Origin of the sequence: Streptomyces yerevanensis (assembly GCF_000716805.1) — a bacterium.
GTDB classification, from domain to species: domain Bacteria; phylum Actinomycetota; class Actinomycetes; order Streptomycetales; family Streptomycetaceae; genus Streptomyces; species Streptomyces flaveus.
The window spans coordinates 62,848-89,714 of the sequence record NZ_JNWJ01000016.1 but is presented as its reverse complement, the minus strand read 5'-3'; the positions used below and the strand labels follow the sequence as shown (position 1 = coordinate 89,714).

At 69.3% G+C, this 26,867-nt stretch carries 24 protein-coding genes, 3 tRNA genes and 1 pseudogene; 16 read left to right on the top strand and 12 right to left on the bottom strand.

Features of this window, described 5'->3' with window-relative positions; all coding sequences use genetic code 11:
- Positions 1 to 33 precede the first annotated feature (33 nt).
- The 6 genes from OP79_RS18945 (at position 34) to OP79_RS18920 (ending at position 8,170) form a co-directional block, all read left to right on the top strand.
- Positions 34 to 684, top strand: a complete 651-nt coding sequence (locus OP79_RS18945; protein ID WP_033321430.1) for a DUF305 domain-containing protein — start codon at positions 34 to 36, stop codon at positions 682 to 684.
- A gap of 253 nt (positions 685 to 937) precedes the next feature.
- Positions 938 to 1,441: a DUF4396 domain-containing protein gene (locus OP79_RS18940; protein ID WP_033321495.1), complete on the top strand. Its 504-nt coding sequence runs from the start codon at positions 938 to 940 to the stop codon at positions 1,439 to 1,441.
- A gap of 67 nt (positions 1,442 to 1,508) precedes the next feature.
- Positions 1,509 to 2,762: a phosphoribosylamine--glycine ligase gene (gene purD, locus OP79_RS18935; protein WP_033321429.1), complete on the top strand. Its 1,254-nt coding sequence runs from the start codon at positions 1,509 to 1,511 to the stop codon at positions 2,760 to 2,762.
- Between the two features lie 281 nt (positions 2,763 to 3,043).
- The gene (locus OP79_RS18930) at positions 3,044 to 4,963 is read left to right on the top strand and encodes a M48 family metalloprotease (RefSeq protein ID WP_033321428.1); all 1,920 of its coding nucleotides are present in this window, start codon (positions 3,044 to 3,046) and stop codon (positions 4,961 to 4,963) included.
- A gap of 650 nt (positions 4,964 to 5,613) precedes the next feature.
- Positions 5,614 to 7,140 (top strand): N,N-dimethylformamidase beta subunit family domain-containing protein, encoded by a 1,527-nt coding sequence (locus tag OP79_RS18925; protein ID WP_033321427.1) that lies wholly within the window; start codon positions 5,614 to 5,616, stop codon positions 7,138 to 7,140.
- Between the two features lie 130 nt (positions 7,141 to 7,270).
- A complete protein-coding gene (locus OP79_RS18920) occupies positions 7,271 to 8,170 on the top strand; it encodes a phosphoribosylaminoimidazolesuccinocarboxamide synthase (RefSeq protein WP_033321426.1) in 900 nt (299 codons plus the stop codon).
- A 60-nt stretch (positions 8,171 to 8,230) separates the two neighbouring features.
- Here OP79_RS18920 and OP79_RS18915 read toward each other — a convergent pair.
- The 8 genes from OP79_RS18915 to OP79_RS18880 all read right to left on the bottom strand — a co-directional run bounded on the left by OP79_RS18915 (position 8,231) and on the right by OP79_RS18880 (position 12,914).
- Positions 8,231 to 8,303 (bottom strand) — tRNA-Gly (locus tag OP79_RS18915).
- A gap of 23 nt (positions 8,304 to 8,326) precedes the next feature.
- Entirely contained in the window at positions 8,327 to 8,947 is a 621-nt protein-coding gene (locus tag OP79_RS18910; RefSeq protein WP_033321425.1) for a response regulator transcription factor, read from the bottom strand.
- Positions 8,944 to 10,242 (bottom strand): sensor histidine kinase, encoded by a 1,299-nt coding sequence (locus OP79_RS18905; RefSeq protein ID WP_033321494.1) that lies wholly within the window; start codon positions 10,240 to 10,242, stop codon positions 8,944 to 8,946. The genes OP79_RS18910 and OP79_RS18905 overlap by 4 nt, the downstream gene beginning before the upstream one ends.
- A gap of 32 nt (positions 10,243 to 10,274) precedes the next feature.
- Positions 10,275 to 11,084 carry an ABC transporter permease gene (locus OP79_RS18900; protein WP_051744734.1) on the bottom strand — a complete coding sequence of 270 codons (810 nt, stop codon included), beginning with the start codon at positions 11,082 to 11,084 and terminating at the stop codon, positions 10,275 to 10,277.
- Positions 11,081 to 12,055 (bottom strand): ABC transporter ATP-binding protein, encoded by a 975-nt coding sequence (locus OP79_RS18895; protein ID WP_033321424.1) that lies wholly within the window; start codon positions 12,053 to 12,055, stop codon positions 11,081 to 11,083. Before OP79_RS18895 ends, OP79_RS18900 begins: the two co-directional genes overlap by 4 nt.
- 157 nt (positions 12,056 to 12,212) lie before the next feature.
- Positions 12,213 to 12,288 (bottom strand) — tRNA-Gly (locus OP79_RS18890).
- A gap of 79 nt (positions 12,289 to 12,367) precedes the next feature.
- Positions 12,368 to 12,439: transfer RNA gene (locus OP79_RS18885), tRNA-Gly, on the bottom strand.
- Between the two features lie 157 nt (positions 12,440 to 12,596).
- Positions 12,597 to 12,914: a histone-like nucleoid-structuring protein Lsr2 gene (locus OP79_RS18880; RefSeq protein WP_033321492.1), complete on the bottom strand. Its 318-nt coding sequence runs from the start codon at positions 12,912 to 12,914 to the stop codon at positions 12,597 to 12,599.
- A gap of 357 nt (positions 12,915 to 13,271) precedes the next feature.
- Between OP79_RS18880 and purS the strand changes: the two genes are divergently transcribed.
- The 3 genes from purS to purL are packed head-to-tail and all read left to right on the top strand — an operon-like array spanning position 13,272 to position 16,470.
- Positions 13,272 to 13,538: a phosphoribosylformylglycinamidine synthase subunit PurS gene (gene purS / locus OP79_RS18875; protein WP_033321423.1), complete on the top strand. Its 267-nt coding sequence runs from the start codon at positions 13,272 to 13,274 to the stop codon at positions 13,536 to 13,538.
- Positions 13,535 to 14,215 carry a phosphoribosylformylglycinamidine synthase subunit PurQ gene (gene purQ, locus OP79_RS18870; RefSeq protein WP_033321422.1) on the top strand — a complete coding sequence of 227 codons (681 nt, stop codon included), beginning with the start codon at positions 13,535 to 13,537 and terminating at the stop codon, positions 14,213 to 14,215. Before purS ends, purQ begins: the two co-directional genes overlap by 4 nt.
- Complete coding sequence (gene purL, locus OP79_RS18865) at positions 14,212 to 16,470, top strand: phosphoribosylformylglycinamidine synthase subunit PurL (protein WP_033321421.1); 2,259 nt, start codon at positions 14,212 to 14,214, stop codon at positions 16,468 to 16,470. Before purQ ends, purL begins: the two co-directional genes overlap by 4 nt.
- Before the next feature lie 54 nt (positions 16,471 to 16,524).
- Here the strand turns inward: purL and OP79_RS18860 are convergent, their stop codons facing one another.
- Positions 16,525 to 17,109: a Uma2 family endonuclease gene (locus OP79_RS18860; protein ID WP_033321420.1), complete on the bottom strand. Its 585-nt coding sequence runs from the start codon at positions 17,107 to 17,109 to the stop codon at positions 16,525 to 16,527.
- A gap of 69 nt (positions 17,110 to 17,178) precedes the next feature.
- On the opposite strand from OP79_RS18860, the pseudogene OP79_RS49765 reads away from it, so the two are divergent.
- The 5 genes and pseudogenes from OP79_RS49765 to purM all read left to right on the top strand — a co-directional run bounded on the left by OP79_RS49765 (position 17,179) and on the right by purM (position 22,398).
- Positions 17,179 to 17,989: pseudogene (locus tag OP79_RS49765) on the top strand (M23 family metallopeptidase).
- Between the two features lie 10 nt (positions 17,990 to 17,999).
- Entirely contained in the window at positions 18,000 to 18,803 is an 804-nt protein-coding gene (locus OP79_RS18850; RefSeq protein ID WP_033321419.1) for a maleylpyruvate isomerase family mycothiol-dependent enzyme, read from the top strand.
- A 74-nt stretch (positions 18,804 to 18,877) separates the two neighbouring features.
- Positions 18,878 to 19,693 carry an META domain-containing protein gene (locus OP79_RS18845; RefSeq protein WP_033321418.1) on the top strand — a complete coding sequence of 272 codons (816 nt, stop codon included), beginning with the start codon at positions 18,878 to 18,880 and terminating at the stop codon, positions 19,691 to 19,693.
- Between the two features lie 61 nt (positions 19,694 to 19,754).
- Complete coding sequence (gene purF / locus OP79_RS18840; RefSeq protein ID WP_033321417.1) at positions 19,755 to 21,281, top strand: amidophosphoribosyltransferase; 1,527 nt, start codon at positions 19,755 to 19,757, stop codon at positions 21,279 to 21,281.
- Positions 21,282 to 21,327: 46 nt separating this feature from the next.
- A complete protein-coding gene (gene purM, locus OP79_RS18835) occupies positions 21,328 to 22,398 on the top strand; it encodes a phosphoribosylformylglycinamidine cyclo-ligase (protein ID WP_033321416.1) in 1,071 nt (356 codons plus the stop codon).
- A 221-nt stretch (positions 22,399 to 22,619) separates the two neighbouring features.
- Here the strand turns inward: purM and OP79_RS18830 are convergent, their stop codons facing one another.
- Positions 22,620 to 22,874, bottom strand: a complete 255-nt coding sequence (locus tag OP79_RS18830) for a DUF3073 domain-containing protein (protein WP_033321415.1) — start codon at positions 22,872 to 22,874, stop codon at positions 22,620 to 22,622.
- A gap of 278 nt (positions 22,875 to 23,152) precedes the next feature.
- Positions 23,153 to 24,235, bottom strand: a complete 1,083-nt coding sequence (locus OP79_RS18825; RefSeq protein ID WP_033321414.1) for a Leu/Phe/Val dehydrogenase — start codon at positions 24,233 to 24,235, stop codon at positions 23,153 to 23,155.
- 233 nt (positions 24,236 to 24,468) lie between these two features.
- On the opposite strand from OP79_RS18825, the gene OP79_RS18820 reads away from it, so the two are divergent.
- Positions 24,469 to 25,311 carry a DUF8083 family protein gene (locus tag OP79_RS18820; RefSeq protein ID WP_033321413.1) on the top strand — a complete coding sequence of 281 codons (843 nt, stop codon included), beginning with the start codon at positions 24,469 to 24,471 and terminating at the stop codon, positions 25,309 to 25,311.
- Positions 25,312 to 25,756: 445 nt separating this feature from the next.
- Positions 25,757 to 25,963 carry a developmental transcriptional regulator BldC gene (gene bldC, locus OP79_RS18815; protein ID WP_033321412.1) on the top strand — a complete coding sequence of 69 codons (207 nt, stop codon included), beginning with the start codon at positions 25,757 to 25,759 and terminating at the stop codon, positions 25,961 to 25,963.
- A gap of 428 nt (positions 25,964 to 26,391) precedes the next feature.
- Here bldC and OP79_RS18810 read toward each other — a convergent pair whose 3' ends face one another.
- Complete coding sequence (locus OP79_RS18810) at positions 26,392 to 26,589, bottom strand: DUF6274 family protein (protein WP_033321411.1); 198 nt, start codon at positions 26,587 to 26,589, stop codon at positions 26,392 to 26,394.
- Positions 26,590 to 26,867: the final 278 nt, after the last annotated feature.

The following is a 26,867-nucleotide window of genomic DNA, read 5'->3' as shown; positions in this document are numbered from 1 at the left end:
CACTCTTCCTCGCGACACCGCAGGAGTTCACGCATGACCAACACCCGTTCCCTCGTCCGTCGTGCCGCGCTTGCCGCGACGGCCGTTGCCGCCGCCTTCGTCCTCGCCGCTTGCGGCGGTGACGACGGCTCCGGTTCCGGCTCCGGTTCCGGAAGCGACGCGCAGACGTCGGCCTCGGCGGGCGCCGAGAACACCGCCGACGCCCCCGCCGACGCCCACAACGACCAGGACGTGTCCTTCGCGCAGGGCATGATCCCTCACCACCAGCAGGCCATTGAGATGGCCGGGATGGCCGCCGAACAGGCGTCTTCCGCCGAGGTCAAGGACCTGGCGTCCCGCATCGAGAAGGCTCAGGACCCGGAGATCAAGACGATGACCGGGTGGCTGAAGTCCTGGGGCGAGGATGTGCCCTCCGCCATGCCCGGCATGGACCACTCCGCCCACGGCGGCATGCCCGGGATGATGGACCAGAAGGACATGGACGAGCTGATGAAGGCGTCCGGCAAGGACTTCGACACGAAGTTCCTGACCCTGATGGTCGAGCATCACGAGGGCGCCGTGGAGATGGCCACCACCGAGAAGGAAAAGGGCCAGTACGGGTCGGCCACGAAGATGGCCGACGACATCATCACTGCTCAGAACGCCGAGATCGAGGAGATGAACAAGCTCCTCGGCAAGGGCTAAGGACTGACGACACCCGCGCGAGGGCTCTGGACTGCGTCATCGCAGGCCAGAGCTCCTGGTGTAGCTGTCCTGCGCGGAACTTGACTCCATGGTGCGGGGGTGCCCGCTCTGGCTCGACGCCCGGTTCAACGCCCGGTTCAACGCCCGGTTCAACGCCTGGACCGCATACCCCACCGGGGTATAACTTAGTGACTGTGAAGACGGCCTTGGTACGGGCCGCACCGGACGGAAATCGGGAATGGGGATGAAGGTCATGGACCACAGCACTCATCACACCGACACCACACACGACCACACGGCGACGCACCCCGGCACTCACCCAGGGGCCTCCTGGTCCATGGCGGTGAAGGCCACGCTGCACTGCCTGACCGGATGCGCCATCGGCGAGATCCTCGGCATGGTCATCGGCACCGCGCTGCTGTGGGGCAACGTTCCCACCATGATCCTGGCGATCGCGCTGGCGTTCCTCTTCGGCTACTCGTTCACGCTGTTCGCGGTTCTCCGGGCCGGCCTGGACCTCAAGTCCGCGATCAAGGTCGCGCTGGCCGCCGACACCGTCTCCATCGCTGTGATGGAGTTCGTCGACAACGCCATCATCGCCCTCACCCCGGGCGCGATGGACGCCCACCTGTCCGACGGGCTGTTCTGGTCGGCACTGCTGGGCGGGTTCGGAGTCGCGTTCCTGGTCACCACCCCGATCAACAAGTGGATGATCGGCCGCGGCAAGGGCCACGCCGTCGTACATGCCCACCACTGAACCCCGTATCCGAACCCCTGCATCGGCTCCTGCCCACCCGCCGCAGGCAGCCCGTTAGGCTGACCCCGTGAAGCTCCTCGTCATCGGCAGCGGTGCCCGCGAACATGCCCTGTGCCGCTCCCTCTCCCTCGACCCCGACGTCACCGCCCTGCATTGCGCCCCTGGCAATGCGGGCATCGCCGAGGTGGCCGAGCTGCACCAGGTCGACGCCCTCGACGGCAAGGCCGTGGCCGCGCTGGCCACGGAGCTCGACGCCGATCTGGTCGTCGTAGGCCCGGAGGCGCCGCTCGTCGCGGGGGTCGCCGACGCCGTGCGTGAGGCGGGCATCCCGGCGTTCGGCCCCTCCAAGGAGGCCGCTCAGCTCGAGGGCTCCAAGGCCTTCGCCAAGGAGGTGATGGCGGCCGCGGGCGTCCCGACCGCCCGCTCCTACGTCTGTACGACTCCCGAGGAGGTCGACGAGGCGCTCGACGCCTTCGGCGCCCCGTACGTCGTGAAGGACGATGGCCTCGCGGCCGGCAAGGGCGTCGTCGTGACCGGCGACCTGGAGAAGGCGACGGCACACGCCAACGCCTGCGACCGCGTGGTCATCGAGGAGTTCCTCGACGGCCCCGAGGTCTCCCTCTTCGCGATCACGGACGGCACCACCGTCGTCCCGTTGCAGCCCGCCCAGGACTTCAAGCGGGCCCTGGACGGCGACGAGGGTCCCAACACCGGCGGCATGGGCGCGTACTCCCCCCTCCCGTGGGCGGAAGCCGACCTGGTCGAGGAGGTCATGAACACCGTCCTCCAGCCGACCGTCGACGAGCTGCGCCGCCGCGGCACCCCGTTCTCCGGCCTCCTCTATGCGGGCCTGGCGATCACCAGCAGGGGCGTACGGGTCATCGAGTTCAACGCCCGTTTCGGCGACCCCGAGACCCAGGTCGTCCTGGCCCGCCTGAAGACCCCGCTCGCGGGTGTACTCATGGCCGCCGCGCAGGGCACCCTCGCCGACTTCCCGGATCTGCGCTGGAGCGAGGACGCGGCCGTCACCGTCGTCATCGCCTCGCACAACTACCCCGCCACCCCGCGCACCGGCGACCCCATCGAGGGCCTCGACGAGGTGGCCGCACAGGACGCCCCGTATGCGTACGTCCTGCATGCCGGCACCAGGCGCGAAGGCGACGCGATCGTCAGCGCGGGGGGCCGCGTGCTCTCCGTCACGGCGAGCGGTACGGACCTGGCCAGGGCCCGCGAACGCGCATACGCGGCCGTCGACCGCATCCGCCTCGACGGCTCGCATCACCGCACGGACATCGCGGCCAAGGCGGCGGCCGGGTCGTAACCCTCCTTCTCACCCTTCCCATCAGGTCTTTCTCACCCCTCCTGTCAGCCACCTCTCCCCAAAGCCATTCCATCGAGTGACCGATCCTCTATCCGGCTGACGTGGGCCGGAGCCCCAACTAGGGTGCGGCGCAAGCGTTCCGGCACTTGGCCCACCGGCATTGCGATGTCAGTCCCGGGTGCCACAGTGGGGGAGTGAGCAACGCCATGGACGTCCGCCGGCAGTGGCTGGGTATGCACGTGCCGGGCGGGCAGTAGGGGGTGACACCGGTCGTGTCCGGTATGGGTGTGGAGGGTGGCGCGCAGAGCGCGCGCTCCCGGGCTCTCGCCGTGCTGCGTATCCGCAGCAGGGCGCTGGCCGTCGCCCTGCTGCCTGCGGCCGTCGCCGTCGTCCTGCTCGTCGCCGGTGCCATGGACCATGTCGACGGCGCGGGCTGGCGGCTCGCGAGCTGGATCCTGGCCGCCGTCGCGCTCCTGGCCCTCCTCGCCGCCGCGGGTATCGCCCTGGTCGTCGCCCGCTCCCGGCCCGCCGTGAGCCCCACGGTCCCGATCCCGGAGGAGTCCGCGCCCGATCTGTACCGCATGGTGCGGGATCTGGCCGAGCGTCTGGAGGTGCCCCCGCCCTCCGCGATAGCACTCACACCGGACTGCGACAGCTGGCTGGAGGACCGCACCCACCCGGCCCACGGCCCACCCCGGCCGGAGCCCCGGGACGAGATAGCAGACGTACGCGGCCTCCAGCCCCGTACGCCCGCCTCGCCCGTCCTCGTCATCGGCTCGCCCTTCCTGTGGTGGATGCGCGTCGCTGAGCTGCGCGCGGTCCTCGCACCGGTCGTCGCGGGTACGGGACCGTCGGCGCATCCCGACATAGCCGCGGCCCGCCGTTTCGTACGGGGCCTGGACGCGGCGGTGGCGGTGACGTCCGTCCGCACGCGTGGACCCGTCGCCCATGTGGCCCTCGCCGGCGTCGGCTGGGTCGCGCGTCTGCTCCTGCGCAGCTGCCGCGGCCATGCGGCGGAGATGGAGCGGGGCGTGGCGGCGGCGGCAGCCGACCGTGCACAGGCTGTGGACTACGGTCTGCGGATCGTCGCGCAGGAGCAGGTGGGGCTCGCGTATGCGGGCTGGGACCGGCTGCTGACCCGCGTCGCGCTGCCTGCCTGGCGCATGGGCCGCTGGCCGTCCCGTCTGGACGCGGGTGTCGTCGCGGCCCTCACCGAGCTGTCCCGCCGCGACCGCCTCGCCGAGGGTTTCGCCTCCCGCCTGGGCGAGCGCCCGGCCTGCGACCTCCTCGAAGAGCCCGGCGTGATCGACGAGGCCGCCTCCCTCCTCGCCGCCCGCCTCTTCCACGGCGGCCCCGCCGAACCCGGCCCCGACTGGGCACCGGTGGACTGGGCCGAGTACCCCGACGAGGTCGTCGACCGCAAATGGCGCACGGACGCGGCGCGGCTCCACCGCGTACTGGACGCGCAGGGCGTCAGCCACTCCTCCGATCCGACGGCCTTGGCCCCCGGCGGACCGACACTGGCACGGGTGATGGACCACCTCACGGGAGCGAGGGCCTCCGGCGGTTCGGGAGGCGGGGAACGGGACGACGGGGGCGGTGATACGGCACGGGCCCCCCAGGAGACGGCCCCGGCCGCCCCGCCGGGCGCTCCGCGCGACGCCCCCGATTCCAACGCAGCCCGAGCCGCCCCCTCGCCGCATACGCCCCCCAAGTCCCCTGACGAGTCCCATGCGGCGCATGCGTACGAGGACGACGACGGAGGCGACGTCGCCAACGCGCGGACCGCCGCGCTGGCAGCAGGCCTCAGCGCGGAGCTCGCCCGCGAGGAGACAGCAGCGTCGGCGATAAGTACCGCGCCACCGCCGACCGGCGGCCCCGCCGCCGGCCAGGGCGGCCCGGACGCCGCCCTCTGGGACGACGGAACGCTGCCGCTCTTCCCCCTCCAACAGCCGCCGACCGCGCGCGAACTCCTCACCGACCACGTCACGGCGATGGTCTGCTGCGCCGCGATGGACACGGCCGGCGCGACTCCCGGCCTCGACTGGCTGGACGGCCCCTCCCTCCTCATCAACGGCGAACGCTCCGCCGACCTCACCCCCCGAGTCCTCACCCTCATAGAGGAGGGCGACCCCACACCCCTCCGGAACTGGCTCCTCCACGTCGGCATCCGCGCGGAGAAGCCGGTTCGACTGGTCTGAGTTCGTTGTCGCCTACGGGTTGCCTCCGGCGGTTGGGCAGGGGCGCCTACCGGGAGGGTGGGTTCGGTTCATGGGCGACTGCGGGTCCATCGTGGCTGGTCGCGCAGTTCCCCGCGCCCCTGAAAAGCCTGCGACTGCCCGAGCCCCAAAAAGCCAAAGCCCGCGCCTTCCTCGCCGCGAGGAGCCGGGGCCCCGAACAAGCCCGGGCCCCGGGAAAGCCCGCACCCCCGACTGCCCGTCACTTGCCCGCCGGCGGGAGGGGTCGTGGGCCGGTGCGTCGTATGCCCGTCGCTTAGGTCCGGTCTCGGAGGACCAGGGCCGTGTACCAGGCCAGGGTCGTATGCCCGGCCTGCGACGGGCTGACGCACCGGCCCACGGCCCCGCACCCCCCACCCACCTAAGGGGCGCGGGGAACGGCGCGACCAGCCACCCACCAACCCGCACCCGCCAAACGCACCTAACCCACCACCCCCGTAGGCGCCCCGCCCAACCGCCGGAGGCACCCCCACCCCCTCGTGGGGGTCCGGGGCACAGCCCTGGAGACAAACGATAACAACGAAACGTAACCCTCCGGCTCCGTAATGTGATGTGCTGATACCGCGTCATTCGCATAGCAAGGGCTTACGGGGGCACGAGGGAGGGGACAACGCATGGGCTCGGAGCACATCCGTCGCTGGGAGTCGGGCGCGCTGGCGCACGCCGTGACGGACCCCTTCGGACAGGGCCCCGTCCCCTGGCTGCGCGGCAGCGAGCACTACTTCGACGACACCGGCCAGGTAGTCCCCTGGTACGTGGACGTGGACGTGGACCCCGCCCCGCCCGCCGCCCCCCACGCCACAACCCGGACAGCGACTCGTACGCCCCGGATCCCCACCCCCCGAACCGCCGGAGGCCCCCGCTCGGCAGACGACGTCCACCGCCAGATCAAGGGCTTCACCTCCACCGGTGCGGCAGCGCCGGGCGAGGCCATCGACTTCCACATCACCGTCGACCCGCCCCAGCAGTTCAGCGTGGACATCTACCGCATCGGCCACTACGCGGGTGTAGGCGCCAGCAAGATCGCCACCAGCCCCCGCCTCCCCGGCATCGTGCAACCACCCCCGCTCACCGCCGACCGCACGGTCTCCTGCCACCACTGGTGGCTCTCCTGGCGCCTCCAGATCCCGAGCTACTGGAGCATCGGCGCATACGTCGCCGTCCTCACCACCGTCGACGGCTACCGCTCCCACGTCCCCTTCACGGTCCGCGACACCCACCCCGCCGACCTGCTGCTTCTGCTCCCGGACGTCACCTGGCAGGCGTACAACCTGTACCCGGAGGACGGCCGCACCGGCGCGAGTCTCTACCACGCCTGGGACGAGAACGGCCGGTTGCTCGGCGAGGCGGACGCCGCGACGACGGTCTCGTTCGACCGCCCGTACGCGGGCGCGGGCCTGCCGCTGCACGTCGGCCACGCGTATGACTTCATCCGCTGGGCGGAGCGCTACGGCTACGACCTCGCCTACGCCGACGCCCGCGACCTGCACGCAGGCCGCGTCGACCCCACCCGCTACCGCGGCCTCGTCTTCCCCGGCCACGACGAGTACTGGTCGGTGCCGATGCGCCGCACCACCGAACTCGCCCGCGAACACGGCACCTCGCTCGTCTTCCTCTCCGCCAACACCATGTACTGGCAGGCGGAGCTGAGCCCCTCCCCGTCCGGTGTCCCCGACCGCCTCCTCACCTGCCGAAAACGCCGTGGCCCCGGAAAACCGGTCCTCTGGCGCGACGTCGACCGCCCGGAGCAGGAGCTCCTGGGCATTCAGTACGCGGGCCGGGTCCCCGAACCACACCCCATGGTCGTCCGCAACGCCGACCACTGGCTGTGGGAGGCCACCGGCGCACACGAGGGCGACGAACTGAAGGGCCTGGTCGCAGGCGAGGCCGACCGCTACTTCCCGCGCACCCCGCTCCCCGAACACCAGCGCCGTATCCTCCTGTCCCACTCCCCGTACCGCGACGCCGAGGGCGCCCTCCGCCACCAGGAGACGTCCCTGTACCGCGCCCCCTCCGGCGCCCTCGTCTTCGCCTCCGGCACCTTCGCCTGGTCCCCGGCCCTGGACCGCCCCGGCCACGTCGACGAGCGCATCCAGCGAGCCACGGCCAACCTCCTGGACCGCATCTGCAAACGCGACTGACCGCCTCCTGACGAGCCCAGGCGACCCTCCTGACGAGCCCCGGAGCCCCCTCCTGACGAGCCCCGACGCGAAAAAGGTCCCCCGCATACGGGAGAATCGACCCACTTGCACGTCACCGCGGGGAGGAACCGTGTCCGGATTCGTCGAAAAGCCCGAGCCGATCGAGGTCCCGGGCCTGGTGCATCTGCACACCGGCAAGGTGCGCGAGCTGTACCAGAACGAGGCCGGCGACCTCGTGATGGTCGCCAGCGACCGCATCTCCGCCTACGACTGGGTGCTCCCCACCGAGATCCCCGACAAGGGCCGCATCCTCACCCAGCTCTCCCTGTGGTGGTTCGACCAGATCGCCGACCTGGTCCCCCACCACATCCTGAGCACCGACCTTCCGTCCGGCGCCCCCGCCGACTGGCAGGGTCGCACCGTCGTCTGCAAGTCCCTGCGGATGATCCCCGTCGAGTGCGTCGCCCGCGGCTATCTCACCGGCTCCGGCCTCGCCGAGTACAACGAGACCCGCACTGTCTGCGGCCTCGCCCTCCCCGAGGGCCTGACCGACGGCTCGGAACTGCCCGCGCCGATCTTCACACCCGCGACGAAGGCGGAGGTCGGCGAGCACGACGAGAACGTCTCGTACGAAGAAGTGGCCCGGCAGGTCGGAGCCGAGACCGCCGCGCAACTGCGCCAGGCGACCCTCGCCGTCTACAGCCGAGGCCGCGACATCGCGCGCGACCGCGGGATCATCCTCGCGGACACGAAGTTCGAGTTCGGCTTCGACGGCGAGAGCCTCGTCATCGCCGACGAGGTGCTGACCCCGGACTCCTCCCGCTTCTGGCCCGCCGACCAGTGGCAGCCGGGGCGCCCGCAGCCCTCGTACGACAAGCAGTTCGTGCGCGACTGGCTGACCTCCGCCGAGTCCGGCTGGGACCGCAAGAGCGAGCAGCCCCCGCCGCCCCTGCCCGAGCAGGTTGTGGATGCGACCCGCGCCAAGTACGTGGAAGCGTACGAGCACCTGACCGGCACGAGCTGGTCGTAACTGGTCGTAAGAACGAGAAAGCCCCCGGTCACGATGACCGGGGGCTTCCCTCTTCCTCTGAGCGGACGACCAGGTTCGAACTGGCGACCTCAACCTTGGCAAGGTTGCGCTCTACCAACTGAGCTACGTCCGCACTGCGCCGTGGCGCGACAGCCACTATACCCAACCTCGCTCACGTGCGAGCCGTACCGCCGTGTGCCGGTTTTCGGCTCCGAGCTTCGAGGCGGCCGACGACAGATAGTTCCGCACCGTCCCCTGCGACAGCGCGGCCCGCTCCGCGATCTCCGCGACGGGCGCCCCGTCGGCCGCGTACTCCAGCACCTCGGCCTCACGCTCGGTCAACGGCGAATCCCCGGCGGCGATCGCGTCGGCAGCCAACTCCGGATCGACATAACGGTTCCCGGCATGCACCGTACGGATGATCTCCGCGAGCCGCTGCGCGCTGACCGTCTTCGGGACGAACCCGCGCGCGCCCGCCCCAAGCGCCCGCTTCAAGTGCCCCGGCCGCCCGTGACTCGTCACGATCAGCACCCGGCACGCGGGCAGCTCGGCCCGCAACGATGTGGCCACCTTCACACCGTCCGCGCCGGGCATCTGAAGATCCAGTACGGCCACGTCGGGCGCGTGAGCCTGAGCCATCGCCAGGGCCTCCGGACCGGTCGCCGCCTCCGCCACCACGAGCAGATCGTCCTCCAGCGCGAGCAGCGCGGCCAGCGCCCCACGGATGAGGTGCTCGTCATCGGCGAGCAGCAGCCGGATGGGGCGTACGGACGTCATGAGGTGACCTCTTCGCTCAAGGGACGTGGAACGGACGACGGCGAGGAAGCCGAGGAAGGTGACGAAGCCGAGGAAGGTGACGAAGACAGCGGAATCTCGGCCACGAGCCGGAAGAGATCACCGTCGACCGGCCCCGCCTCCAGCGTCCCGCCCACTGCCGTCAGCCGCTCCCGCAGCCCGGCGAGACCGGATCCGCCGTCCTTGCGCGGACCCGGCACCCCGCCCGACTCCACCCCGTCGTTCTCCACGGTCAGGACAACGCGAGCCCCCACCACGTCCAGCGACACAGAACACCGCCTCGCGTCCCCGTGCCGCAGCACGTTCGTGGTCGCCTCCCGTACCACCCACCCCAGCGCCGACTGCACCGCCGCGGGCAGCCCCGCCGCGGAACCGGTCACCGTGCACTCGACCCCGGCCGCGGTCAACACGCCCTGCGCGCCGACGAGTTCGGTGCCGAGCTCGGCCTCGCGATACCCGCGCACGACTTCCCGCACCTCCCTCTGCGACTCCCGCGCTATCCGCTGCACCTCGATCATCTGCTCCACGGCTTCGGGCCGCTCACGCCGCGCCAGCTGCACGGCGAGCTCGCTCTTCAGGGCGATCACCGCGAGGTTGCGGCCCATCACGTCGTGCAGGTCGCGCCCGAAACGCAGCCGTTCCTCGGCGACGGCGAGGCGGGTGCGGGTCTCGCGGGCCGCGTCGAGCTCGTACACGGCGTTGAGCAGCCACACCGAGAAGACCGCGGTGAAGGCGAAAAACATACCGGTGACCAGTACCGCGACAGTCGTCGCCAGCGCGGTGGCTCCGGGAGCCCCGATCGCGAACGCCACGACCCCGGTACCCGCGGCGAAGCCGCCCACGAGCGCCGCCACGCGCCGCCAGTTGCGCACCCCGAGCGTCATAGTGCCGACCCCGAAGGCCAGCACCACCACGGTGAACGTGCCCGCCAAGGTGTCGATGTCCTCGCCACGCGGCCCGTGCCTGGAGACGAGGAGGGCGCCGGTCCCGAGCAGCGCGCTGACGGCACCGAGCGCCCAGAGCAGACGTACGGGCTGCTCACGACGGCCCCGCGTCCAGTCGAGCGCCCGGGACGCGGTCACCGCGCTCAGCAGGGCGTGCCCGCACAGCAGCGGCAGGACCACCAAGAGAGCGAGCGGCACCCCCACCTGCCCGAAGGCCGGCAGCCCGACCGCGGTCACCTGAATCAGCGCGAAGAAGTGGAAGGACCAGCGGGTGTACGTCTCGACCTTCGCCGGCGTGCTCTTCCCGTGCCACCAAGCCTTCGGCCCGCGCATACCCGCCCCCATCTCTCTGCCGTCCCCGTCGCTCAGCGTCGCGGCTCCCAGCGGAACCACCGCCGTACAGCAAACACCGCGAGCACGGTCCAGGCCACCGCCGTCGCGACGGTGCCCAGGGCGTCGTACGCGGAGAGGTTCCCGCTCCAGCCGCCCCGCAACAGTGTGATCGCCGGTGACAGCGGCAGCAGTTCGCAGATGGAGGCGAGGCGGTCGGGCATGAGTTCCAGCGGGACGGAGACGCCCGAGCCCAGCAGCGACAGGAACAGGAACGGCAGGCTCGTCACCTGGGCGCTCTCGGTGGTTCTGCTGAAGCTCGCGGTGACCGCACCCGCCGCGGCGCACAACACGATCCCCAACAGCAGCCCCACCACGGCGAGATGAGGCGCTTCGGGCATCCCGACATCGAGGAGTACGGTGCAGCCGATCGCCAGCAGCACGCACTGCGCGAGCCCGAGGAACACGGCCGGCATCGCCGCCCCGACGAGAATCTCCTCGTCCCGCAGCTCGCCGGTACGCAGCCGCTTCAGGACGAGTTCCTCACGACGGGCCACATAGGTCGCGGTCAGGGCCGTGTACACGGCGAAGAGCAGCGAGAAACCGAAGGCGGCGGGCAGCATCACCTCGCCCACCGTGAGCCCCACCTCCTTCAGTTCCGCCTCGTCGAAGGCCGAGCGCACGCTGACCGGCAGCACCAACGGTATGAACGCGGCCGTGAACAGCGTGCCCTTGCTCCGCCCGAGCAACGTCATCTCGGCCCGCGCGAGCGAGGCCATCCGCCCCGCCCTGGTCACGGTCGTACGCCCCGCCGTCGACGTCTCCGCCACAGTCCCCGTACTCATGCCACGCTCTCCTTCTCCGAGTTCTCCGCAGCGGTCCCCGAATCCGTCGCCGACACCTCACGAGCGATCCGCAGAAACGCCTCCTCCAGCGACCCCGACCGCACGTCGAGCCGTCGCAGCTCGACACCGGTCCGCTCGGCCCACACCAGGAGCCCGGTGGTGGCGCGTTGCAGCTCGTTCGTACGCAGCCGGATCATCCGCCCCTCGATCTCGTGCCCGGTGACGCCAAGTTCGGGAAGCGGCGGCAGATCACCGGGGAAGAAGCCCTCGGGCAGCTCGAAGGAGATCCGGGACGGCTGGGAGGCGGTCACCTCGGCCGGAGTCCCCGAGACCGCGATCCGCCCGGCATGCAGAATCGCGAGCCGGTCGGCGAGCCCCTCCGCCTCCTCCAGATAGTGCGTGGTCAGCAGCACCGTCGTACCCGCCGCGCGCAACTCGCGCACCAACTCCCAGGTCTCCTGGCGCCCCTCGGCATCGAGCCCGGTCGTCGGCTCGTCCAGGAACAGAACCTCGGGCCGGCCCAGCAGCGCGAGCGCCAGGTCCAGGCGCCGCTTCTCACCCCCGGACAACTGCTTCACCCGTACACCGGCCCGCCGCGCAAGACCGACCAGCGCCAGCGCCTCCCCCTCCGGCCGCGCCCCGCTCGTACAGCCCGCCCACATCCGTACGGTCTCCGCGACGGTCAGCTCGGACGGAAAGCCGCCCTCCTGGAGCATGACGCCGATACGCGGGCGTACCGCGGCGCGCTCCGTGTACGGGTCGTGGCCGAGAACCCGCACCTGTCCACCGGCCGGCGGCGCGAGTCCCTCGAGCAGCTCGACGGTGGAGGTCTTGCCCGCACCGTTGGTACCGAGCAGCGCGAACAGCTCCCCGCGGCCGACGTCGAAGGTCACCCCCCGGACCGCCTCGAACTCTCCCCCGTACACGCGTCGCAGATCAGTGACCTCAATCACGCGCTCGTTCGTCTTCATGAGACCAGCCTCCCTGCCGTCGGCCGACCGCGGCAGTGCACCCTGTCATCGCTGCACATGACAAATGTCAGAAGCCCCGAGACGAGCCCACAGGAGACGAGAGCAACAGATAGGCGCACGAAAAAGACCCCGGTCACGAGGACCAGGGCCTTTCTTCTGGAGCGGACGACCAGGTTCGAACTGGCGACCTCAACCTTGGCAAGGTTGCGCTCTACCAACTGAGCTACGTCCGCATTGCCTCCGATCGGCTCTCACCGATCGGCGCGAACACCACCTTACCTGATCCAAAAGGATGCCCGGCAAGGGATGCAGAGCGGGTGACAGGAATTGCACACTGCGCCTTCCCCCTGGAAGGGGGATGTTCTGCTACTGAACTACACCCGCGTAACTCCGGGAGCTGGGACCTTTCGGCCTTGCCCCTCGGCGTGCTCCAGACTCTAACTGACCAGCGGGGGTGCTGCGCAAGTCGGTTGCCTCCAGAGTCCGCCGGCGGACCCTGGACAACGAACCGAACCGAGCTCCCCGGCCGGAGGCCGGACCCTCATTGAGCCGCCGTGAACGCCTCGTACACCTTCTTCGGGATCCGCCCCCGCGCAGGCACGTCCATCTTGTTGGACTGAGCCCAGGCGCGGACGGCCGCCGGGGCCGGGGCCACCGCCGTCTGTGTGTAGGCCTTGCCGGAGCGCGACCGCTTGCGGCCGGCCTCCACGAACGGCTCGAGCGCCTTGCGCAGTTGCTTGGCGTTGGCTTGATTGAGGTCGATCTCGTACGACTTGCCGTCCAGACCGAAGGCGATCGTTTCCGCCGCTTCCGAGCCGTCGATGTCGTCGAAGAGAGTGACTACGACACGCTGCGCCACGAATATCGGTCCCTTCATGCGGCACCTCCACGGCGACGTGCGATGACGTGGGGAGATGCCGACTGGTCGGCTGATTTATAGAGAGATTGGGGCGACTGGGCAAAGTATCGGCTATTGCCAATTCATTTGTACAGTGCTTGGCATTGCAATGTGAAGCTCGACTTAATCGGTCCGCGTGTCCCACCGCAATAGGGTTCCGGATGTTGATCCGGATCTTTCCCTGGATTTTCCGTGAAGGAGGCCTGTCGATGCGGAATCGTGATGGCCGTCACGTAGATTCCTACCAATCTACTCGCGTAGAAATCTGAGCCGGGTAGTCTGAAGGAACCTGCTCAGCACCACACACCGGGAGTGCCAGTGGCACGCGTCGTAGTCGACGTCATGCTCAAGCCGGAGATCCTCGACCCCCAGGGCCAGGCGGTGCAGCGTGCACTGCCGCGCCTCGGTTTCCAGGGCATCTCCGACGTACGTCAGGGAAAGCGCTTCGAGCTCGAGGTGGACGGGCCGGTCGACGACACCGCGCTGGCCCGCATCCATGAACTCGCCGAATCCTTCCTCGCCAACACCGTGATCGAGGACTTCACCGTCAAGGTGGAGGAAGTGAAGGCGGAGGCGGGAAAGTGACCGCTCGTATTGGCGTCGTCACCTTTCCTGGCAGCCTCGACGACCGGGACACACAGCGTGCGATCCGGCTCGCGGGTGCCGAGCCCGTGGCGCTGTGGCACAAGGACAAGGACCTCAAGCAGGTCGACGCCGTGGTGTTGTGCGGTGGTTTCTCCTACGGCGACTATCTGCGCGCCGGTGCCATCGCGCGCTTCTCGCCGGTGATGGAGACGATCATTGAGCAGGCGAAATCGGGAATGCCGGTACTGGGCATCTGCAACGGTTTCCAGATCCTCACCGAGGCCCATCTCCTCCCAGGCGGGATGCTTGGAAACGATCACCTGCACTTCATCTGCCGTGACCAGAAGCTGCGGGTGGAAAACGCGAACACGGCCTGGACCGTCGACTACGACGCGGGCCAGGAGATCAACATCCCGCTGAAGAACATGGACGGGCGGTACGTCGCCGACGAGCGCACCCTCGACATGCTGGAGGCGGAGGGCCGGGTCGCGTTCCGCTACCTCGACTTCAACCCCAACGGCTCGCTGCGCGACATCGCCGGCATCACCAACGAGGCGGGCAACGTCGTAGGCCTGATGCCGCACCCGGAGCACGCCGTGGAGCCCCTCATCGGGACCGGCCGCACCGACGGCCTCCCCTTCTTCACCTCGATCCTCAAGAAGCTGGTCAACGTATGAGCCGCACTCCTCTGGACACGGTCGAGCACGCGGCCGCGACCCCGGACGTCGAGCTGCCCTGGGCCGAACTGGGCCTGAAGAAGGATGAGTACGAGCGCGTCGTGGAGATCCTCGGCCGCCGGCCCACCGGTGCCGAGCTCGCCATGTACTCGGTCATGTGGTCCGAGCACTGCTCGTACAAGTCGTCGAAGGTGCACCTGCGCCAGTTCGGCGAGAAGGCGCCCCAGTCGGACGCTCTTCTCGTCGGCATCGGCGAGAACGCCGGCGTCGTCGACGTCGGTCAGGGTTACGCGGTCACCTTCAAGGTCGAGTCGCACAACCACCCCTCGTACGTCGAGCCCTACCAGGGTGCGGCCACGGGCATCGGCGGCATCGTGCGCGACATCATCGCGATGGGTGCGCGGCCGGTCGCCGTGGTCGACCCCCTCCGCTTCGGTGCGGCCGATCACCCCGACACCAAGCGCGTACTCCCCGGTGTCGTCGCCGGCATCGGCGGTTACGGCAACTGCCTGGGCCTGCCGAACATCGGCGGCGAGGTCGTCTTCGACGCCTGTTACCAGGGCAACCCGCTGGTCAACGCCGGTGCCATCGGCGTCATGCGGCACGAGGACATCCACCTTGCGAAGGCGTCCGGCCCGGGCAACAAGGTCATCCTGTACGGGGCCCGTACGGGCGGCGACGGCATCGGCGGCGCATCCATCCTCGCCTCCGAGACCTTCGACGACGCCAAGCCCTCGAAGCGTCCCGCCGTCCAGGTCGGTGACCCCTTCCAGGAGAAGCTCCTCATCGAGTGCACCTTGGAAGCCTTCGCCGAGAAGCTGGTCGTCGGCATCCAGGACCTGGGGGCGGCGGGCCTGTCCTGCGCGACGTCCGAGCTGGCGTCCAACGGTTCCGGCGGCATGCGCGTGACCCTGGATGACGTACCGCTGCGTGACTCGACCCTCTCGCCCGAGGAAATCCTCATGAGCGAGTCGCAGGAACGCATGTGCGCGGTCGTCGAGCCGGAGAAGGTCGACCGGTTCCTGGAGATCTGCGACAAGTGGGACGTCATCGCGACCGTCATCGGTGAGGTGACGGACGGCGACCGGCTCGAGATCTACTGGCACGGCGGCAAGATCGTCGACGTCGACCCGCGCACGGTCGCGCATGAGGGCCCGGTCTACGAGCGCCCGTACGCCCGTCCTTCCTGGCAGGACGCCCTCCAGGCGGACGACGCCAACAAGCTTGCGCGACCGGCCACTTCGGAGGAGCTGAAGGACCAGGTCCTGAAGCTGGTGGCCTCTCCCAACCAGGCCTCCAAGTCCTGGATCACCTCCCAGTACGACCACTTCGTGCAGGGCAACACGGTGCTGGCGCAGCCCGAGGACTCGGGCATGATCCGTATCGACGAGGCGTCGGGTCTCGGCGTCGCGATCGCCACGGACGGCAACGGGCGGTACGCGAAGCTCGACCCGTACGCGGGTGCGCAGTTGGCGCTCTCGGAGGCGTACCGCAATGTCGCCACCACCGGCGCCAAGCCGCTCGCCGTCTCCGACTGCCTGAACTTCGGCTCGCCCGAAGACCCGGCGGTGATGTGGCAGTTCGCGGAGGCCATCCGCGGACTGGCCGACGCCTGCCAGCAGTTGGGCACTCCGGTGACGGGCGGCAACGTCTCGCTCTACAACCAGACGGGCGAGGCGGCCATCCATCCGACGCCGGTCGTGGCCGTGCTCGGTGTGATCGACGATGTCGCCCGCCGTACGCCGGTCGCCTTCCAGGAGGAGGGTCAGCTGCTGTACCTCCTCGGCGACACGCGTGAGGAGTTCGGCGGTTCGGCCTGGTCACAGGTGGTACACGATCACCTCGGCGGCCTTCCGCCCCAGGTGGACCTGGAGCGCGAGCGGCTGCTGGCCGAGATCCTGATCTCCGCCTCCCGCGACGGAATGATCGACTCCGCGCATGACCTGTCCGACGGCGGTCTGATCCAGGCGGTCGTCGAGTCGGCGCTGCTCGGCGGTCTCGGCGCGCGCCTGATCGTCCCGGACGGGCTGGACGCGTTCACCTTCCTCCTCTCGGAGTCGGCGGGGCGTGCGGTCGTCGCCGTACCGCGCTCGGAGGAGCTCCGCTTCAACGACATGTGCGGCGCGCGTGGGCTGCCGGTCACTCGCATCGGCGTCGTGGACGGTGACGTGGTCGAGGTCCAGGGCGAGTTCACGCTCACGCTGGCCGAGCTGCGCGAGGCGCACGAGGGCACGATCCCGGCGATTCTGGCCTGATATCCCGTACGCCCCTGAAGGCCCCGCCCGGACTCCGGGTGGGGCCTCTTCGGCTCATCGGACGTAGTTCTTGAGGATCTCCGTGTCGAGCTCGATGCCAATCGGACCGGGGACGAACACCTTCTCACCGAACTTGGCGGTGTGGATGTCCCGGTAACCACCGACCTTCCGGTCCGGGGTGCTGTGCACCGTGACGGTGCAGGAGTCCCGGTCGATCAGGAGGTACAAGGGGATCCCGGACTGGCCGTATGCGGCCGGTTTCTCGTGCCGGTCCCGTCGGTCGGTGTCCGAGTCGTACGAGGTGACCTCGACGACCATGAGTGTCCCCTCCGGGTCGGCCCACTCGCCGTGCCCCGCGAAGTGGGCCTCCGGTGCGAGCACCGCATCCGGTTTCGCCCTGCCCTCCCGATACGCATCGACCCGGAGCCCTTGGCCCTGATACAGGTCCAGATCGGGCCTGGTCTGCATACATCGCCGGGCCAGCCAGGACACGATGGTGCTGTGGTCCCCGTCCGTCACCCTCTTGACCCCGATCCGTCCGTTGATGAACTCCAACGTGACGGTCTCGGGAGCGGCGGAGGCGATCGTTTCGAACTCCTTCACCGACATCTGAGACGTGCGCTCGGCCATAACCGTCATGTTGCACCCCCTTCCAGGCGAAGGCCAGTGTTGTCCAGGCCGGGCGGTGCGGCCTGGCTTTCGCAGCCGATCACACTCACGGGTGACCGCCTCCTCTTCTTCGGCCTGGTGATCGCCCACATCTGGTTCGACTTCGGATACCCGATCTTGTGGAACCTACTGGTGCTGGTCCTGGCGTACGTTCTCGTCACCGTGGTGAACCGGTCGGGCGGCGGCGCCCCGGACGACAAGCGCGTGATCCGGGAGGCTGTAGAGGTCGCTCCACCCGTCACCGGCCGCTGGTCCGCGCTGAACAGCCCGGCCGACCGCACGCCGAGCCATGGCACCCACGCCTACGGCCAGACGTTCGCCATCGGCATAGTCGCCGAGCCCGAGTCGGGCGCCCGCCCCGGTTTCCGCCCTGTGGCCGCTCGCCCGCCGCGCCACGGACTTCCCGGCCTTCGGCGCCCCGAGCCTGGCGGTCGCCGACGCCACAGTCGTACGGGCCACGGACGGGCAGCGCGACCACCTGAGCCGTACGTCGTGGCCGGCACTGCTGTACCTGATGCTCGTCGAAGGCTCGGTGCGCGAGCTGTTCGGGGTCCACCGCATCTTCGGCAACCACGTCGTCCTGGACCTCGGCAACGGCACGTACGCCGCGTACGCCCACCTGCGGCGCGGCTCCCTCACCGTCCGCGAGGGCGACCGGGTGCGTGCCGGACAACTGATCGCCCGCTGCGGCAACTCCGGCAACTCCAGCGAGCCGCACCTCCACTTCCAGCTGATGGACGGCCCCGACCCGGACACCGCCCGAGGGCTCCCCTTCCGCTGGCACGGCATCGGCGTGCCCCGCAACCGGGAGGTCTTCGAGGCACCGTCCGCTGCGGACGCCCACGCCTAGGCTGATCTCCATGCCACCGGCCAAGAAGCGCACTCGTACATACGACCCGGCCAAGATCCGAGCCGCCGTACTGGCCCAGCTCGGGAACGTACGGGCAGCCGTCCGCACCCTCACCTCCGAGCAGCTCACGCAGCCCACCCGCCTCGGCGACTGGACCGCACGAGAACTGGCCGCACATATCGCCGCGGCGATCGAGAGCGTCAGCCGAACCATCGACCTGGAACCACCGGCGAAGCCCGAACTCGCCCTGGTGGACTGGCCGTCCGCGACCATCGCCCCCGCGCTCGCCGCCGCCAACGCCGACCGCACCCGCGACTTCGCCCGCGAGCACCCGGACCTCGACGCGCTGTACGCCCGCACCGAGCAGCGGCTGTCCGAGCGGCTGGCCGCCACCCCGGGCGAGCGGCTGCTCGCCACCCGTCCCGGCTTCATGACCCTCGCCGACTACCTGGTCACCCGCACCATCGAACTCGTCGTCCACACCGACGACCTGAACGCCGCCGTGCCCGGCCTCGACATCCCGTACGACCGTCAGGCCCTCGCCGCCTGCACCCGCCTGCTCGCCGACGCGCTCGCCGTGAAGGCGCCCGGTGCCTCCACGGAGATCCGCGTTCCGCCGTTCGCGGTCGTGCAGTGCGTCGAGGGGCCGCGGCACACCCGCGGAACCCCGCCGAACGTAGTGGAGACCGACCCGCTGACCTGGATCCGGCTCGCGACCGGGCGTACGGAATGGCGTACGGCCCTCGCCGATGCCAAGGTCAGCGCGAGCGGTGAGCGGGCCGACCTGGGCGGGCTGCTTCCCCTGATGGGCTGAGTCGCCGGGGAGGGACGAGAAGTTGAGCGAAACTGGAAGGGAACCAACCACCCCACCCGTCCCGTCACAGCGACATGCGAACGCAACGGCTTACTCTCAGCGTCCTGGCGGTCACCGGCCTGCTCGCCACAGCGGCCTGCGGCACGGAGAAGGGTGACGACGGATCCGCGTCCGTCGGCGCCGGGCAGCAGACGAAGATCACCGGCAAGCACTGGCAAGTGGACAGCATGAACGTCGGTGGCACGACGTACGAGGCCCCGGCCGACGCCCACATCGAGTTCGGCGAGGACGGCAAGGTGGGCGGCAACTACGGCTGCAACCACTTCGGGGCCACCGCCGAGATGCAGGGCGACACGATGAAGGTCGGCTCCGACACCCTGCAGACCAAGATGGCCTGCGGTGAGAAGCCGATGGAGTTCGAGTCCAAGATGGCCGAGACGCTCTCCGAGAGCACGATCACGACCAAGGTCGACGGCGACAAGCTGACGCTCACCACCCAGGACGGGAACACGGTGAAGCTCACGGCCCAGAAGCCGGCCAAGCTCCAGGGCACGAAGTGGAACGTCACCGGCAGCACCAACAAGGGCGGCACGGTCACCTCGCTGGCCTCCGAGGCCGAGGGCAAGGTCCACCTCACCTTCGACGGCAAGGGCACCGTCCACGGTCAGCTCGGCTGCAACAAGGTGTCGGCGAAGGCGACGGTCGGTGACGGACAGATCACCCTGGGATCCCCGTCCACCACCCGCATGATGTGCTCCCCCTCACTCATGGACACCGAAAAAGCCCTGCTGAAGCTCTTCAACGGCAAGGCCACGTACGAGCTCAAGCACCGCACCCTCACCCTGACCAGCGAAAACGGCAGCGGCTTCGAAGCCGTCGCTGCCAAGTGATCCACAACGAGCCCGAATCCTCCATTCGGACCAGCGGCCGACCTCGCCTACACTCGGTGGCGTGCCACGTGGTGACGGTCGACTCAGTCATGATCTGCTCCCCGGCGAGAAAGGACCCCAGGACGCTTGCGGCGTCTTCGGAGTCTGGGCTCCCGGCGAAGAGGTCGCCAAGCTCACTTACTTCGGGCTCTACGCTCTCCAGCATCGGGGCCAGGAATCCGCGGGAATCGCGGTCAGCAACGGCTCCAAGATCCTCGTCTTCAAGGACATGGGCCTGGTCTCCCAGGTCTTCGACGAGGCCTCCCTCGGTTCGCTCCTCGGTCATATCGCGGTCGGTCACGCCCGCTACTCGACCACCGGTGCGTCCACCTGGGAGAACGCCCAGCCCACCTTCCGTGCCACGGCGCACGGTTCCATCGCGCTCGGCCACAACGGCAACCTGGTCAACACGGCCCAGCTCGCCGAGATGGTCGCCGACCTGCCCAAGCAGGAGGGCCGCACGCCACGCGTCGCGGCCACCAACGACACCGACCTGCTCACGGCGCTCCTCGCCGCCCAGGTCGACGAATTCGGCAAGCCGCTGACCATCGAGGAGGCCTCGGCCAAGGTCCTCCCGCAGATCAAGGGTGCCTTCAGCCTCACCTTCATGGACGAGCACACGCTGTACGCGGCGCGTGACCCGCAGGGCATCCGCCCGCTGGTCCTGGGCCGCCTGGAGCGTGGCTGGGTGGTCGCCTCCGAGTCCGCCGCCCTGGACATCTGCGGCGCCAGCTTCGTACGCGAGATCGAGCCGGGCGAGTTCGTCGCCATCGACGAGAACGGTCTGCGGTCGTCGCGATTCGCGGAAGCGAAGCCCAAGGGCTGTGTCTTCGAGTACGTGTATCTGGCCCGCCCTGACACCGACATAGCCGGCCGGAACGTGTACCTCTCGCGCGTCGAGATGGGCCGCAGGCTCGCCAAGGAAGCCCCCGCCGACGCCGACCTCGTCATAGCGACCCCGGAGTCCGGCACGCCCGCCGCGATCGGTTACGCGGAAGCCTCCGGCATCCCGTTCGGCGCCGGCCTGGTGAAGAACGCGTACGTCGGCCGGACCTTCATCCAGCCTTCACAGACCATCCGCCAGCTGGGCATCCGACTGAAACTGAATCCCCTCAAGGAAGTCATCAAGGGCAAGCGCCTGATCGTCGTGGACGACTCGATCGTGCGCGGCAACACCCAGCGCGCGCTCGTGCGGATGCTGCGCGAGGCGGGCGCGGCCGAGGTCCACATCCGGATCTCGTCACCTCCGGTGAAGTGGCCCTGCTTCTTCGGCATCGACTTCGCCACGCGCGCCGAGCTGATTGCCAACGGCATGACGGTCGAGGAGATCGGCAAGTCCCTGGGCGCCGACTCCCTGGCGTACATCTCCATCGACGGCATGATCGACGCGACCACCATCGCCAAGCCGAACCTCTGCCGCGCCTGCTTCGACGGCGAGTACCCGATGGACCTCCCGGACCCCGAACTGCTCGGCAAGCAGCTCCTGGAGACCGAGCTGGCCTCGGGCCCGGCGGCCACGGCCGCGGCCGACGCGATCCGTCGCCCGTAAGACACCGCAGCACACCCAGCGGTACGACACGAAAGCTCTCAAAGTCATGACTACTGAGACCTCAGGTGCCAGTTACGCGGCCGCCGGCGTCGACATCGAAGCGGGCGACCGCGCCGTGGAGCTCATGAAGGAGTGGGTGAAGAAGACGCAGCGCCCCGAGGTCCTCGGCGGCCTCGGCGGCTTCGCCGGTCTCTTCGACGCCTCCGCCCTCAAGCGCTACGAGCGCCCGCTGCTGGCCTCCGCCACGGACGGCGTCGGTACGAAGGTCGACCTCGCCCGGCAGCTCGGCGTGTACGACAGCATCGGCCACGACCTGGTCGCGATGGTCATGGACGACATCGTGGTGTGCGGTGCCGAGCCGCTCTTCATGACCGACTACATCTGCGTCGGCAAGGTCCACCCCGAGCGCGTCGCCGCCATCGTGAAGGGCATCGCCGAGGGCTGCGTCCTCGCGGGCTGCGCCCTGGTCGGCGGCGAGACGGCCGAGCACCCCGGGCTCCTCGGCCCGGACGACTTCGACGTCGCGGGCGCCGGCACCGGGGTGGTCGAAGCCGACCAGCTCCTTGGCGCCGATCGCATCCGTAAGGGGGACGCGGTCATCGCCATGGCGTCCTCAGGCCTTCACTCGAACGGGTACTCACTCGTCCGCCACGTCCTCTTCGACCGCGCCGGGCTCAGCCTCGACCAGCACATCGAGGACTTCGGCCGCACCCTCGGCGAGGAGCTCCTGGAGCCCACCAAGATCTACTCCCTGGACTGCCTGGCCCTGACCCGCACGACCGAGGTGCACGCTTTCTCGCACGTCACCGGCGGCGGCCTCGCGGCCAACCTGGCCCGAGTGATCCCCGACACCCTGCACGCGAGGGTCGACCGCACCACCTGGACCCCGGCCCCGGTCTTCGACCTGGTCGGCACGACCGGTCAGGTCGACCGCCTGGAGCTGGAAAAGACCCTGAACATGGGCGTGGGCATGATCGCGATCGTCCCCGAGGAATCCACGGACGTGGCCCTCGCCACACTGGCCGACCGCGGCGTGGAGGCCTGGGTAGCAGGCGAGATCACGGACCGTGGCGACCAGGAGACGGGCGCGGAGCTGACGGGGGATTACGCCGCGTAACCGCGCCCCTAAAGGGGCGCGGGGCTGTTTCGATATGCGGCTCCGCCGCGTGGGCGCGACCAGCCACGACGGACCCGCAGATCACGACGACCGCAGGTCACGTCGGCTCGCGGGCCAAGACGAACCCACAGCTTAAACCGCCGAACCCAGCGGAGCGCCATGCACAAAACCCGGTCCGGTGCGTTAACCGCTCCGGACCGGGTGAAGCGCTGCTAAGACAGTCAAGCGCCGCGACGCTGCTGTTGCGACGACGGACCGGACTCATCGTCCTCGTCCTCATCGTCGTTGTAGAGATCCGCGTACTGGGCGTACGGGTCATCGTCTTCGTCATCTTCGAACGGCTCGCCATTCGGCGGTTGGCTCGAAGTCGAAGCGCCCAGCTCGCTGGCCAGACGCGACAGATCAGTCCCGCCGCTGTTGTACTTCAGCTGGCGGGCGACCTTCGTCTGCTTGGCCTTGGCCCGGCCGCGCCCCATGGCTCGACCCCCTCGGTGACGGGGCTCGACGGCCCCAGAGTCTTGACACGCGTTCATGATCTGGAACGGGCTCTCCGTGGAGAGACCGGTCCGTAGGGCTTCCACGGTACCTGAGCCCACGCCCATACGGTACGTCGCCCGCAGGACGTGGCGCCGCCCAGAACCCTCGGGGAGCCCTGTCCCCGCTGGTCAACCGCGATTTTAACCTCTTATCGGCGCACGACCCGCCGACAAAGTGAGAGTTCTCTCCAACACCCCGTCGGCGGGTACCCCACGCCTCAGCGGCGCCGCGCCTCCGCCATCCGCTGCTCGGCGATCCGGTCCGCCGCCGCGGCCGGCGGAATCCCGTCTTCCTTCGCACGTGCGAAGATCGCCAACGTGGTGTCGTAGATCTTCGCGGCCTTCGCCTTGCACCGCTCGAAGTCGAAGCCGTGGAGCTCGTCGGCGACCTGGATGACACCGCCGGCGTTCACGACGTAGTCCGGCGCGTACAGGATCGTGCGGTCGGCGAGGTCCTTCTCGACGCCCGGGTGCGCGAGCTGGTTGTTGGCGGCGCCGCACACGATCCTCGCGGTGAGGACCGGCACGGAGTCGTCGTCGAGCGCCCCGCCCAGCGCGCAGGGGGCGTAGATGTCGAGGCCGTCGACGCGGATCAGTTCGTCGGTGTCCTTGACGGCCACCACGTCCGGGTGCCGTTCGGTGATCTGCCGTACGGCATCCTCGCGCACGTCCGTGACGAAGACCTCGGCGCGCTCCGCCACGAGGTGCTCCACCAGGTGGTGGCCGACCTTGCCGACGCCGGCGATGCCGATCCGGCGGGCCCGCAGCGAGGGATCGCCCCACAGGTGCTGGGCCGAGGCCCGCATGCCCTGGTAGACGCCGTACGCGGTCAGCACGGAGGAGTCGCCGGCCCCGCCCTTCTCGGGCGAGCGGCCGGTGGTCCAGCGGCAGGCGCGGGCGACGACGTCCATGTCGGCCACGTACGTGCCGACGTCGCACGCCGTGACGTACCGCCCGCCGAGCGAGGCCACGAACCGGCCGTACGCGAGCAGCAGCTCCTCGGTCTTGATCTTCTCGGGGTCCCCGATGATCACGGCTTTGCCGCCGCCGTGGTCGAGCCCGGCCATGGCGTTCTTGTACGACATCCCGCGCGACAGGTTCAGCGCGTCGGCGACGGCCTCTTCCTCGCTCGCGTACGGGTAGAAGCGCGTGCCGCCGAGGGCGGGGCCCAGGGCGGTCGAGTGGATGGCGATGACGGCCTTGAGGCCACTGGCGCGGTCCTGGCAGAGCACGACTTGCTCATGACCCCCCTGATCCGAGTGGAACAGGGTGTGCAGGACGCCGTTGGTTACGTCGGTCACGGTGGTGACTCCTGGGTAAGTAGCGGCGGTTCTGGGGCGGTGCCCGTAAGGGTGGCGGGTTCCGTGACATTGAGATTAGAGCTTCCGCGTACCCGCCACTGGCGCGGTGCTCAGGATCACCTTCTCGCGGAGTACGGTCACGTTGTGGCATCGGACGCCGAGCAGTGTGTCCCCGCGCCCCCGCGCGGGGGTTTCGAGGGTTTTCCGTCAGATCCGCGGGGGAGGGAGCAAGCGTGCCCAAGGTGTCCTCGGTGATCGTCCCGTACGCGTCCTACCTGCGCGTGTACGAACCGCTGGCCGCCTTCCCGGAACCGGAGCGCGGCCACTGGGCGCGGTACGCGCGCCGCCCCGGTCGGCCCTCGTCCCAGGACGAACTGCGACGCTCCCTGACCGACTTGCTGCCCACACCGCCGATCCCGGTGCCCGTGCACGAGAGCAGCGACGCTTTCGTCGCGGACGTGGACGGCGTGCTGTGCGTGTGCCCCTGGCGCACCCGGCTGCGCGGCTGGCAGGCCCTGGGTGAGCTGGCCGAGGAACTGCCGGGGCCGGTCCTGGACGCTGTGCTGCCTCCGGTCGTACGCCGCCAGGCCGCCCAGGACTACGAGCGCTGGCTGAGCCGCAACCCGGACGCCCGCCCCTGGATCCGCACCTCGACCTGGCACGTACCGCTGAACTGGTTCGTGCTGGTCGCCGACGAGGAACGCGAGTACGACAAGGGCTCGGAGAAGGACGCCCCCGTACTGCGCTACCGGACGCCCATGGTGCAGGCGCGGCGGCGGGTGGCGCGGGGGCTGAAGGCGCTCAAGGACGCCATCGACGAGGGGCCGCTGATCGACGGCCTTGTGGACGTGGGGCGCTGGCTGGAGGAGTTCCATCCGCGCTCGCTGGTGGAGCTGGACTACGGCGGCCTGGTGCACGTCCTGCCCGCCGAGCAGCTCGACAGCGACCATTCGGCGGCGGATGTGGCCGAGGGGATCGAGGCGCTGCGTACGGGCGACGGGGTCGGGGCCGGGGAGGCGTACGGTCGGCTGGTCGAACGCTGGCGGGCGGTCCGGGATCGCCGTTCGGCGAACTGACGGGACGTAAGTCACCATAAGGACTTTGCGGGTAAGGGTGACGGACAGCACTAACGCGGACCTTGCACCAGACACCCCTCCTCATGTCAAAATAGGACAAGGAGTCCGGTGAGGGCTCCATCTGCCCATGTATGGGTGGAATCTCAGCATTGCGCGCTATGGGGGGTCTCGTGACTCCCGATCACCCCTGTGACTGATCGTCACAGGGGCGTGACTGTCCGCTATGGCATGGTCCATCGGCTTCCGTCGCTGATGAACACCTGAGAGGGCAATTCCATCGGTTTGGCCGACGCGGCTGGACAGATGGTGTAGTTGTAGTGCCGAGGACAAGCCGTTCGTCCTATAACCGACTCGACCCGCGTCCGCCATTTCGGGCAACGCGGGTCAAGGTGCAGAATTTAGAGGAATGAACCGAGAACGTTCGGTTCCCCCGAGGAGGCCGCTCATGACCGCTCGCACCCCTGATGCCGAGCCGCTGCTGACCCCCGCTGAGGTCGCCACGATGTTCCGCGTTGACCCAAAGACGGTCACGCGGTGGGCGAAGGCAGGCAAGCTCACGTCGATCCGCACGCTCGGCGGGCATCGCCGCTACCGCGAAGCTGAGGTCCGCGCTCTGCTCGCGGGCATCCCGCAGCAGCGTACCGAAGCCTGAACAACTGCATAGCAGGGCATTTCGGCAGGTTCCCCCAACGTGCCGGACTGCTCGAACCAAAGCTCCAAACGACGCGGGTTCTGCCCCAACAGAGCCCACGCCCGAGCCAGAACCTCAAGCAACAAGGGTGCGTCGTCGATCGCGCTGGACTCCGCCGGGTCCAGCGCGATCTTTTTTGTGCGCGCTCTCTGACGGGGTGTGAGCGGTCGTGGGGAGTCCGGGTGGTCCCTGAGCGGTCTGGAGTGCCGCTTGGGGCGGGTTTGGATCCGGTTGTGGGGCTGACCCCGGGGTGGGGTGCAATTGCACATATTAAATTGAGCGGCTGTAAGTGACCGGTAAGTACCGCCGATTTGAAAACCTATGCAGTGACTCCCGTCACATGCCGGGGGCCTTGCTGAGGGTGTGTTACCTGCGGTAAAGGGGGGAGCTCATGCCGTTGCGGGGCTTTCGTCCTCCGCTGCACCCTCGGGACCGTCCGCGTCGTCCGGAGTCAACTCCATGGCCATGGCCAGGTTCTGGAGGCGGTGGCAGATCGGGCAGTGCCGGGTCAGGTGCCGGTACCCGGAGGCGGCCTGCAGATGGGCGCGCAACAGTGCCCGCGTCTCGTGCCGGGCGAACGCGGTCATACGCCACCTCCAACGGGTTGGTTGGCCTTGGTGTTTGAGTACCGGGGGAATGTGACGGCGTCAACACCTGCCGCCGGCGGTTGAGCAGTTGGGTCCGTTGGCGGCTGCGGGTGCGTGGTGGCTGGTCGCGCCGTTCCCCGCGGGGTGCCTCCGGCGGTTGGGCGGCTGCGGGTGCGTTGTGGTTGCTCGCGCCGTTCCCCGCGCCCCTGGGGTGGGTGGGGGGTGCGGGGCCGTGGGCCGGTGCGTCAGCCCGTCGCAGGCCGGGCATACGGCCCGGT